This window comes from Ornithobacterium rhinotracheale DSM 15997 (assembly GCF_000265465.1).
Taxonomy (GTDB): domain Bacteria; phylum Bacteroidota; class Bacteroidia; order Flavobacteriales; family Weeksellaceae; genus Ornithobacterium; species Ornithobacterium rhinotracheale.
In genome coordinates, this window is record NC_018016.1 from 1,326,281 (window position 1) to 1,337,500 (window position 11,220).

An 11,220-nucleotide genomic window follows, 5' to 3' on the forward strand; every position below is an offset into this window, starting at 1 on the left:
ATTTTAAATTAAATGAATTTTATCTTTCCCTAAATGCGTGAAAATATATTTTTAATCCTTTTTGAAATAATTAAAAATGCGAAATTTTATTATTTTTCGATAACCCAGATGAGGTAAAAATCATTAATTCTTCTAAAGTAGGCTGTATATTTCTCTCTTTTCTCCTTGTCTTGTATCCAGCAAGTTATAGGTTTATTGGCAATTAATTCAAAAGGTTCTACTTTGTAATGATTTAAGAAATTCCATAGATTTCCCCCATTGATTTTATACAATCCTTCTTTAATACCCCAAATGATGTGTAGATAATCTGCCAGATCCTTATTTCTTGGAATCCAAGCTTTTTCATCGGGGCGAATGAATTTAGATTCTATGTTTAAAACCTTGTCGTCGCGCTTTTTTTCAATATCTAGCCCAATGGCGGCACGTCCCACAGCGATGGAAACTTTTTGATAAGAGTGCGAAATAGAGATTTCTTTTCCAGAGTCTAGATAAGGTTTTCCCAAATCGGAATAAAGCACATTGGCTTTTACATTAAGTGCCTGCAAGCAAGCTTGTAAGCCTAAATATTCTCTACCCTGCTTCTCTGGATAAGAATAAAATTTTTCTATTTTATCCATAGGAAGATTAAGCTGTTTTATCAAATCCTCTGATTTTTCAAAAACATCCCAGGTAACTATCTCAAAATCATATTCCTTAACGTAGTCTATAATGGGCATAATTCACCTAAAAAGCTAAAATAATGTATTATTCTTAATTTAGAAAGTAAAAACACTTATTTAGAATAAAAACATATAATAAAACATTGATATTAGTCATTAGCAAAGCACTTGATTAATCGTTAAATTTGCAATCAATTAAAAACAAAAGATAAAATTTAGATTTATGGCTCAAGGATTGTTTAATTCGTCCATTGGTAGAAAATTTGCCATGGCACTTTCGGCAATGTTCTTGTTGATTTTTCTTATCGTGCATTTATTGGTGAATATGCTATCGGTAATTTCCCCAGAAGCTTTTAACGAAGCCTCTCACTTTATGGGGACAAATCCACTTGTTCAGTTTTTATTTCAACCTATTCTAATATTGGGCGTTGTGTTCCACTTTGTGATGGGTTTTATTTTGGAAATTAAAAACAAAAAGGCGCGTGGACCGGTAGGGTATCAAGTAAATAATGCCGCTGCAAATTCAACTTGGATTTCAAGAAACATGATTGTAACAGGAGGTTTTATTTTACTTTTCTTGTTATTTCACTTCAACGACTTTTGGGTACACGAGATGAACTACAAATATGTAGAAGGATTGCAAGCTGATCCTAATCGTTACTACCCAGAGATGGTAGAAATGTTTGAAAACCCAATTAGAGTGGTGATTTATGTTGTAGCATTCATTTTATTAGGCATGCACTTAATGCACGGGTTCCAATCATCTTTCCAATCATTAGGAGCAAATCACAGAAAGTACAACGGATTTATTAAAGCCTGTGGGGTTGTGTACTCAATCGTTATTCCACTAGGATTTATTTTCATTGCATTGTTTCATTTTTTTACTCATAAATAAAGCACAGTAGAACATGAATAATATATTAGACGCAAAAGTTCCACAAGGAGATATCGCTCAAAAGTGGGCTAATCATAAACAAAATATTCGGCTAGTAGCACCTAATAACCGTGATAGAATCGATGTGATTGTCATAGGTACAGGTTTAGCGGGAGGTTCTGCTGCTGCTACCTTAGCAGAGCAAGGCTATAATGTAAAAGCATTTTGCTATCAAGATTCACCAAGACGTGCACACTCAATTGCGGCGCAAGGGGGAATCAACGCTGCTAAAAATTATCAAGGAGACAACGATAGTATCTATCGCTTATTTTACGATACTGTAAAAGGAGGTGATTACCGTGCGCGTGAAGCCAATGTGTACCGTTTGGCAGAGGAATCTGTAAACATCATCGACCAATGTGTGATGCAAGGTGTTCCATTTGCAAGAGATTACGGCGGATTGCTAGACAACCGTTCATTTGGTGGAGTGCAGGTTAAGCGTACTTTTTATGCTAAAGGACAAACTGGTCAGCAATTGTTGCTTGGTGCATATTCAGCCATGAACCGCCAAATCAACTTAGGGCGTATCAAAATGTACAACCGTCACGAAATGCTAGATTTGGTAATCGTAAACGGAAAAGCAAGAGGTATCATCGCAAGAAACTTAGTAACTGGTGAAATCGAAAGACATTCAGGACACGCCGTAGTTATCGCATCTGGTGGGTACGGAAATGTTTACTTCCTTTCTACCAATGCAATGGGATCTAACGCTACTGCTTGTTGGAAAATTCACAAAAAAGGAGCATTCTTCGGAAACCCTTGTTATGTGCAAATTCACCCAACTTGTATTCCAGTTCATGGGACTAATCAGTCAAAATTGACTTTGATGTCTGAATCTTTAAGAAACTCAGGTAGAATTTGGGTTCCTAAAAAGAAAGAAGATGCAGAAGCAATCCGATTAGGTAAAAAGAAACCAGTAGAAATCAAAGAAGAAGATAGAGATTATTATTTAGAAAGAAGATATCCAGCCTTTGGTAACTTGGTACCTCGTGATGTGGCGTCTCGTGCCGCTAAAGAAAGATGCGACGCTGGATTTGGAATCGAAAATAATGATACCAAAGAAGGTGTATTCTTAGATTTCTCTACCGAAATTCAGAAAAAAGGTAAAGAATCTGCTTACGCAAAAGGAAACCATAATCCTACTCCAGAAGAAATTACTAAACTAGGTAAAAAATGGGTGGAAGAGAAATATGGTAACTTGTTCCAAATGTATGAGAAAATTACAGATGACAACCCATATGAAACTCCAATGAAAATTTACCCAGCCGTTCACTACACAATGGGGGGTATTTGGGTAGACTACAATTTGATGAGTACAATCCCTGGTTGTTATGTAATTGGAGAGGCAAACTTCTCAGACCACGGAGCTAACCGTCTTGGGGCTTCTGCCTTAATGCAAGGTTTGGCAGATGGTTACTTTGTATTGCCTTACACCATTGCGGATTATTTAGCAGATGATATTAGAACAGGAGCGATCCCAACAGATACTCCAGAGTTTGATAAAGCAGAAGCAGAAGTAAAAGAGAGAATTAATTACTTCATTAACAATAAAGGTACAAAATCAGTAGACCACTTCCACAAGCGTTTAGGTATGATTATGTGGAACAAAGTGGGTATGGCTAGAAACGAGAAAGGATTGAAAGAAGCAATTACTGAAATCCAAGCCTTGAGAAAAGAATTCTACCGTGATGTATTTGTGCCAGGAGAGGCAGATGACTTGAACCCTGAGCTAGAAAAAGCACTAAGAGTTTCAGACTTTATGGAGCTAGGAGAGCTTATGGCAATGGACGCGCTTGATAGAAATGAAAGTTGTGGAGGACACTTTAGAGAAGAGTACCAAACTGAAGAAGGTGAGGCGTTGAGAGACGATGTTAACTACACTTATGTTTCTGTTTGGGAATACAAAGGTGAGGACATCTCAAAAGAGGTGCTACACAAAGAGAAATTAGAGTTTAACTATATTGAACTGAAACAACGTTCATACAAATAATCAAATAGAACAATGGCTAGTAAAACTATAAATATTACACTTAAGATTTGGCGTCAAAAAAACGCTAAAACAAAAGGGAAAATAGAAACTTACAAGTTGAACGATGTTTCTACCGATAGCTCTTTCCTTGAAATGCTAGACCAGCTTAACGAGCAATTGGTTAGCCAAAAGCAAGAGCCAGTAGCCTTTGACCATGATTGCCGTGAAGGTATCTGCGGAACTTGTTCATTGTACATCAATGGGCGTCCACACGGGCCAGACACTGGAATCACTACTTGCCAGCTTCACATGAGAATGTTTAAAGATGGAGAAACTATCTATATCGAGCCTTGGAGATCTGCGGCATTCCCAGTAATTAAAGACTTGATCGTAGATAGATCTGCTTTCGATAGAATTCAGCAAGCAGGAGGGTACATTTCTGTAAACACCTCTGGTCACACAACAGATGCCAATGATATTCCAATTGCTAAATTTGATGCCGATAGAGCATTCGATGCGGCAGCTTGTATCGGGTGTGGTGCTTGTGTGGCAGCATGTAAAAACGGTTCTGCTATGTTATTTGTAGGAGCAAAAGTTTCTCAATTTGCTTTGTTGCCACAAGGTAAAGTAGAGGCTTCTCGCCGTGTACAAAACATGGTTCAGCAAATGGATTTAGAAGGTTTTGGAAACTGTACCAATACTGGAGCTTGTGAGGTTGAATGTCCTAAAGGTATTTCTTTAGAAAACATCGCAAGAATGAACCGTGAATACTGGAGCGCAAAAGTATGCTCTGAGGAAAATCCAGATTAAAGAATAGTTCATAATTAAAAGTTTTTTTAATTCATAAAAAAATCCGTTTCAAATTTGAAACGGATTTTTTTGTTCTTAAAACCTTGAGCTATTATTCATAGCTCTCGGTCGGTGGACAAGTGCACATCAAATTTCTGTCGCCATAAGCATCATCAATTCTTGCAACACTTGGCCAGAATTTATTATCCTTCAACCATTCAACTGGATATGCTGCTTTTTCGCGTGAATACGGCAATTCCCATGCATCGGCTGTAAGTAGTGCGTTGGTGTGTGGCGCATTTTTAAGTACATTATTGTCTTGCGTAAATTTACCTTTTTGCACTTCTTCAATTTCTTTTTTGATTGAAAGTAGCGCATCCACAAATCGGTCAAGCTCGGCTTTGTCTTCAGACTCCGTAGGTTCAATCATTAAAGTTCCCGCCACTGGGAAAGACACGGTAGGAGCATGGAAACCATAATCCATCAAGCGTTTTGCAATGTCTCCCACCTCGATGCCTAGACTTTTGAACGGACGGAAATCTATAATCATTTCGTGTCCTACGCGTCCGTGTGCGTTTTGGTACAATACTTTATAATCTTTTTCAAGCTGAGTTTTTAAATAGTTGGCATTTAAAATTGCTCCAATGGTACTTTTGGTTAAGCCTTCAGCTCCTAGCAAACGAATGTAAGCATAAGAAATCGTTTGAACCAGAGCCGAACCATAAGGTGCAGATGAAATCGCATCAAGAGAATCATTGGAATCTACGCCTGTAGAAACAAGCGGATTGCTCGGCAAGAACGGAACTAAGTGTTCTGCCACACAGATTGGTCCTACGCCAGGTCCACCGCCACCATGTGGAATAGCAAAGGTTTTGTGTAGATTCAAATGACAAACATCGGCACCGATTTGTCCAGGATTAGTCAATCCCACTTGAGCGTTCATATTTGCCCCGTCCATGTACACTTGCCCGCCATTGTCGTGAATCAATTGAGTTACTTTTTTGATGTCGTCATCAAACATTCCGTAGGTTGAAGGGTAAGTAACCATCAAAGCGGCAAGATTTTCTTTGTTTTTCTCCACTTGAGCTTTTAAATCCTCAAGATCAAATGCCCCTTCTGGCGTATTTTTTACTACGACTACCTTCATTCCCGCCATTGTAGCCGAGGCAGGGTTTGTTCCGTGAGCACTTTCTGGAATCACAACTACATTGCGATGCTCCTCTCCAATGCTTTTTAAATAAGCTTTTATTACCATCAGACCTGCGTATTCTCCCTGAGCACCCGAATTTGGTTGAAGGCTTGTGTCTGCAAAACCTGTGATTTCAGATAGATAATTTTCTAAATTATGAATCATTTCCAAATAACCTTGTGTTTGATCACTTGGAGCAAATGGATGAATACCACCAAAAGTAGGGAAGCTAAGTGCTAGCATTTCTGCCGCAGCGTTTAATTTCATGGTACAAGACCCAAGCGGAATCATTGATTGATTTAAGGCTAAATCTTTTCTTTCTAAACGCTTGATGTAACGCATCAATTCCGTTTCTGTGTGGTAAGAATTGAAGTTTTCATGCGTTAAGAATTCTGTTTTTCTCAATAAATTCTCTGGAATTGTATTTTCTATTTCTTCTGGGATTGCGATTTCGTAGGTTTTTCCTTGATATTCTGCAAAAACTTCAATCAATTTTTCCAAGAATTGAGTCGATGCCACATCGGTTTCATCAAGCGCAATGCTGATAACTTTATCATCAAAGAAATTCAGATTAAGTTCTTTTTCGTTTAATAAAGATTTTAATTTTTCTCTGTCGATGTTTTCGGCATTAATATATAAGGTGTCAAAATAATTTTGGTTTAAAACCTCGTAGCCAAGCTCTTTTAAAACTTTAGCTAAATAAGCCGTGCGTGTGTGTAATGTGTTAGCAATGAATTTTAAACCTTCTGGTCCATGATATACCGCGTACATTCCTGCCATTACAGCAAGTAAAACTTGCGCAGTACAGATGTTTGAAGTTGCGCGTTGGCGTTTGATGTGTTGCTCTCTAGTTTGCAACGCCATACGCAAAGCCTTTTTCCCAGAGGCATCTACCGAAACCCCGATGATTCTACCTGGAATTTGTCTTTTGTAATCCTCTTTACAAGCCAAATAGGCTGCGTGTGGTCCTCCAAATCCCATTGGGATTCCGAATCTTTGCGTAGAGCCCACGGCTGCATCAGCTCCTAATTCACCTGGAGATTTTAATTTAACTAAGGCTAAAATATCTGCAGCCATTACCACTTGTACATCATTTTCATGAGCTTTTTGGATAAATTCAGAATAATCATAAATTTCTCCTTGCTTAGCAGGATATTGTACAAGCGCACCAAAAACTTCGTCCGAAAATTCAAAATTTTGGTGATTTCCTACTTTTAATTCGATGCCCAAGCCCCAAGCTTTAGTTTTTAAAACTGCTAAAGTTTGTGGATACACATCTTCCGAAACGAAGAAAACATTGGCATTTTTCTTAGATTTTGGAACACTCGCCCAGAACATGTGCATAGCTTCTGCCGCTGCTGTTCCTTCATCTAAAAGTGAAGCATTGGCAAGAGGGAGCTGTGTTAAATCCGAAACCATCGTTTGGAAATTCAATAAAGCTTGCAATCGTCCTTGTGCGATTTCCGCTTGATACGGAGTGTAGGCGGTGTACCACCCTGGATTCTCCAAAATATTTCGTTGAATCACGGCAGGTAATTGTGTGCCATAGTAGCCGCATCCAATATAGGATTTGTATAATTTATTTTTTTTACCAAGTTCTGCCATATGCTGCAAAAGCTCCATTTCGCTCATTGCTTTTGGAAGTAGCATAGGCTCCTCGCTCTGGATGTCTTGTGGCAGTGTTTGCGCTATGAGTTCTTTAGCAGAGCTCACCCCAAGACTTTGCAACATGGCTTGTAAATCCTCGCCATGCACGCCATTGTGGCGTAGAGAAAAATCATTTGTATTCATCGTGTTACTTTTTAATTTTATATGAAAGTATAAAAATACATAATTTTGTGTATAATAGAGCTAAAAAATATTTATTTTAATGATAAATAAATCAAAGTTTAAAACCATCTTTTACCTTTATATCGTAAGAACTCAAATTTGGGTGTCTTTATGTTTTGTTGGTTTGTCTGCTTTTTTTCAAAAAGTTTTAGGCGTCGAAAAAAAGTCATTATTGTTGCTGTATTTTTTTTCGTGCCTTGGTGTTTACAACGCATCTTACGGGAAAAACGCTTCAAAGAGTCATATCCTATATTCCATGGCGGGAGGAGTGGGAGTCTTTTTTTGTTTATTATGTTATAGGTATAGTATTTCTAGTTTATTAATTCTATTAATATTAGGCATTGTTGGTGTAGGGTATACTTTATTTAAATGGAGAAATGTCCCCTATTTAAAGATATATTGGATCAGTTTAGTTTGGTCTTTTGCCGCAGTAGGAGTCCCATGGTTAGGAGAGGGGCAAGAAATAAGTCTTAGATTTATTATGATATTAATGGTGTGTTTTCTTTGGGTATTATCGATCACAATACCATTTGACATAAGAGATAGCCTTAATGATGAGTCTAAATTAAACACAATACCTCAAATTATAGGAAATAAAAACGCTTTTTATGCAATGAAAGCAGTGTTGTTACTGTCATTATCTGTTTTTATTTGGACAGAAAAAGACGAATTGCTACTGATTAGTTACACTTTTTCGGTAATAATTGTATTGCTAAGTGTCAAATATAGATCAATATTCAAGAAGAATTTTGTGAGTGTATATGTTGAGGGAGCCTCTCTTTTTCCGTATTTAATCCATTATTTGCTTGTTAAAATCCTTTGATTATACAAAAAACTATATTTATTGTTCTTCATAAAACCAGCTAAATCTCCAATTTATCTACGATGGAATCCTCCAATAGAGCCATTATCTCTAGAAGATGATAAAAAACTTCAAATTGTAAATTAAAGAAAAACAGCTAATTGCGAAAAATATGTAAAAAACACACGAAAAAAGTGGATAAAAAATTTGGAGGGGAAGGTAGGAAGTACCTATATTTGCACTCCTTTTGAAACAGAAAGGCTTGTTCATTGAAAGAAAGAAATTGAAAAAAAAACAAAAAAAAAGAAATATTTTTTTGGAGGATAAGAAAAAGATGTTATCTTTGCAGTCCGTTTCGATTTCAGGGTGGTTCGGTGGCAAAAAAAAACTTCAAAAAAGTTTTGGTAGGAAATAAAAAGTTACTATATTTGCACCCGCTTTCAGAAATGAGGCGAGAAAGATAGAGAAGTTCATTAAGATTAAAAGATAGAAGAAAAATAAAAGCCAAGTGTCAATTCGATGAGTTATCAGGAGGTGGACTTTGAGCGTTATAATTACAAAATTTAAGGAATTACAACGGAGAGTTTGATCCTGGCTCAGGATGAACGCTAGCGGGAGGCTTAACACATGCAAGTCGAGGGAGAATTAATTTTCGGATTAAGGAAACCGGCGCACGGGTGCGTAACGCGTATGCAACTTGCCCTTATCAGGAGGATAGCCCGGGGAAACTCGGATTAATACTCCATAAGATTTTGATTGGCATCGATTAAAATTGAAAGATTTATTGGATAAGGATAGGCATGCGTCAGATTAGTTAGTTGGTAGTGTAACGGACTACCAAGGCGATGATCTGTAGGGGTCCTGAGAGGGTGAACCCCCACACTGGTACTGAGACACGGACCAGACTCCTACGGGAGGCAGCAGTGAGGAATATTGGACAATGGAGGGAACTCTGATCCAGCCATCCCGCGTGCAGGAAGACGGCCCTATGGGTTGTAAACTGCTTTTGTATGGGGATAAATCTACCTACGTGTAGGTAGTTGAAGGTACCATACGAATAAGCATCGGCTAACTCCGTGCCAGCAGCCGCGGTAATACGGAGGATGCAAGCGTTATCCGGATTCATTGGGTTTAAAGGGTCCGTAGGCGGGCTGATAAGTCAGTGGTGAAATTTTGTCGCTCAACGATAAAACTGCCATTGATACTGTTAGTCTTGAGTGATATTGAAGTAGCTGGAATGTGTAGTGTAGCGGTGAAATGCATAGATATTACACAGAACACCGATTGCGAAGGCAGGTTACTAAGTATTAACTGACGCTGAAGGACGAAAGCGTGGGGAGCGAACAGGATTAGATACCCTGGTAGTCCACGCAGTAAACGATGCTAACTCGTTTTCGGGGAGTGATCTTCGGAGACCAAGCGAAAGTGATAAGTTAGCCACCTGGGGAGTACGTTCGCAAGAATGAAACTCAAAGGAATTGACGGGGGCCCGCACAAGCGGTGGAGCATGTGGTTTAATTCGATGATACGCGAGGAACCTTACCAAGGCTTAAATGCATAATGACAGGAGTGGAAACACTTTTTTCTTCGGACAGAATGCAAGGTGCTGCATGGCTGTCGTCAGCTCGTGCCGTGAGGTGTTAGGTTAAGTCCTGCAACGAGCGCAACCCCTATCATTAGTTGCCAGCGTATAAAGACGGGGACTCTAATGAGACTGCCAACGCAAGTTGAGAGGAAGGTGGGGACGACGTCAAGTCATCACGGCCCTTACGTCTTGGGCCACACACGTGCTACAATGGTCGGTACAGAGGGCAGCTACCAGGCGACTGGATGCGAATCTCTAAAGCCGATCTCAGTTCGGATTGGAGTCTGCAACTCGACTCTATGAAGCTGGAATCGCTAGTAATCGCAAATCAGCCATGTTGCGGTGAATACGTTCCCGGGCCTTGTACACACCGCCCGTCAAGCCATGGAAGCTGGGGGTACCTGAAGTCGGTGACCGAAAGGAGCTGCCTAGGGTAAAACTAGTAACTGGGGCTAAGTCGTAACAAGGTAGCCGTACCGGAAGGTGCGGCTGGAACATCTCTTTTATAGAGCATAACGCGCTAAGAGAGGTTTAATCTCGATAAGAGATAACTTTGAGAACGACACTTGCTTTTATTTTTCAGATATCTTTAGATATAAAATAAGAAAGACTGTAACAGAATAAAGAAGTCTCGTAGCTCAGCTGGTTAGAGCGCTACACTGATAATGTAGAGGTCGGCAGTTCGAGTCTGCCCGAGACTACAAGTTACGGAAGAAAAAGAGGAAAATCTAGAAGTTGAGAATTGATAAGATTAATTTTTAATTCTAATTCTTGATGAAAAGAGAGAATGGGGGATTAGCTCAGCTGGCTAGAGCGCCTGCCTTGCACGCAGGAGGTCATCGGTTCGACTCCGATATTCTCCACGATTATCTCGAGAGAGGTAAAAAGAAGTTCATTGGCATACTGAAGTAAAACAAACTAAAATAGAGTAGATTTTAGGAAGTAACGAGTAAAACAAACAAAAAAAAAGTTGTATGTTGATGTTTTGCTGATTATTTAGATATTTAGTAAAATAAAGAAATATATAACAAGGCAAATAAGAATAACCGAGAACAAGAGCGCGGTTAGAAGAAATCGTTAAGGGCGTATGGCGGATGCCTAGGCTTTGAGAGGCGAAGAAGGACGTGGTAAGCTGCGAAAAGCTGCGGGGATTGGCACACACGAGTTGATCCGCAGATATCCGAATGGGGCAACCCGGCAGGTTGAAGACCTGTCACTCCGTAAGGAGGGCGAACGCAGGGAACTGAAACATCTAAGTACCTGTAGGAAAAGAAATCAAACGAGATTCCCTGAGTAGTGGCGAGCGAAAGGGGATTAGCCGAGATTATACGAATAGTGGAATCATTTGGAAAGATGAACCGAAGAGAGTGAAAGTCTTGTACACGAAATGAGTATAATACGTATTAAGTAGGGCGGGACACGAGAAATCCTGTTTGAAGAAAGGGGGACCATCCTCTAAGGCT

Annotated in this window: 6 protein-coding genes, 2 tRNA genes and 2 rRNA genes (1 of these 10 running past the window's edge); 8 read left to right on the plus strand and 2 right to left on the minus strand. The window is 39.2% G+C overall.

Annotation, left to right across the window (positions count from 1 at the left end; all coding sequences use genetic code 11):
• Window positions 1-89: 89 nt before the first annotated feature.
• Window positions 90-716: a 4'-phosphopantetheinyl transferase family protein gene (locus tag ORNRH_RS06275; RefSeq protein ID WP_014791049.1), complete on the minus strand. Its 627-nt coding sequence runs from the start codon at window positions 714-716 to the stop codon at window positions 90-92.
• A gap of 166 nt (window positions 717-882) precedes the next feature.
• On the opposite strand from ORNRH_RS06275, the gene ORNRH_RS06280 reads away from it, so the two are divergent.
• Genes ORNRH_RS06280 through ORNRH_RS06290 form a run of 3 tightly spaced genes read left to right on the plus strand, consistent with a single transcriptional unit; the run spans window position 883 to window position 4,372 of the window.
• The gene (locus tag ORNRH_RS06280; RefSeq protein WP_014791050.1) at window positions 883-1,554 is read left to right on the plus strand and encodes a succinate dehydrogenase cytochrome b subunit; all 672 of its coding nucleotides are present in this window, start codon (window positions 883-885) and stop codon (window positions 1,552-1,554) included.
• 13 nt (window positions 1,555-1,567) lie between these two features.
• The gene (locus tag ORNRH_RS06285) at window positions 1,568-3,583 is read left to right on the plus strand and encodes a fumarate reductase/succinate dehydrogenase flavoprotein subunit (RefSeq protein ID WP_014791051.1); all 2,016 of its coding nucleotides are present in this window, start codon (window positions 1,568-1,570) and stop codon (window positions 3,581-3,583) included.
• A 12-nt stretch (window positions 3,584-3,595) separates the two neighbouring features.
• Entirely contained in the window at window positions 3,596-4,372 is a 777-nt protein-coding gene (locus ORNRH_RS06290; RefSeq protein WP_014791052.1) for a succinate dehydrogenase/fumarate reductase iron-sulfur subunit, read from the plus strand.
• Between the two features lie 91 nt (window positions 4,373-4,463).
• Here the strand turns inward: ORNRH_RS06290 and gcvP are convergent, their stop codons facing one another.
• Complete coding sequence (gene gcvP, locus ORNRH_RS06295; protein ID WP_014791053.1) at window positions 4,464-7,331, minus strand: aminomethyl-transferring glycine dehydrogenase; 2,868 nt, start codon at window positions 7,329-7,331, stop codon at window positions 4,464-4,466.
• 79 nt (window positions 7,332-7,410) lie between these two features.
• Here gcvP and ORNRH_RS06300 point away from each other — a divergent pair, with 79 nt between their 5' ends.
• The 5 genes from ORNRH_RS06300 to ORNRH_RS06320 form a co-directional block, all read left to right on the plus strand.
• Window positions 7,411-8,193, plus strand: coding sequence for a hypothetical protein (locus ORNRH_RS06300; RefSeq protein ID WP_014791054.1), 783 nt, complete (start codon window positions 7,411-7,413; stop codon window positions 8,191-8,193).
• Between the two features lie 552 nt (window positions 8,194-8,745).
• A 16S ribosomal RNA gene (locus ORNRH_RS06305) occupies window positions 8,746-10,262 on the plus strand.
• Window positions 10,263-10,384: 122 nt separating this feature from the next.
• Window positions 10,385-10,458 (plus strand) — tRNA-Ile (locus ORNRH_RS06310).
• An 88-nt stretch (window positions 10,459-10,546) separates the two neighbouring features.
• Window positions 10,547-10,620 (plus strand) — tRNA-Ala (locus ORNRH_RS06315).
• 204 nt (window positions 10,621-10,824) lie between these two features.
• Window positions 10,825-11,220: ribosomal RNA gene (locus ORNRH_RS06320) — 23S ribosomal RNA — on the plus strand (it continues 2,364 nt past the right edge of the window).
• Together the 16S and 23S rRNA genes with 2 tRNA genes alongside form the textbook arrangement of a ribosomal RNA operon.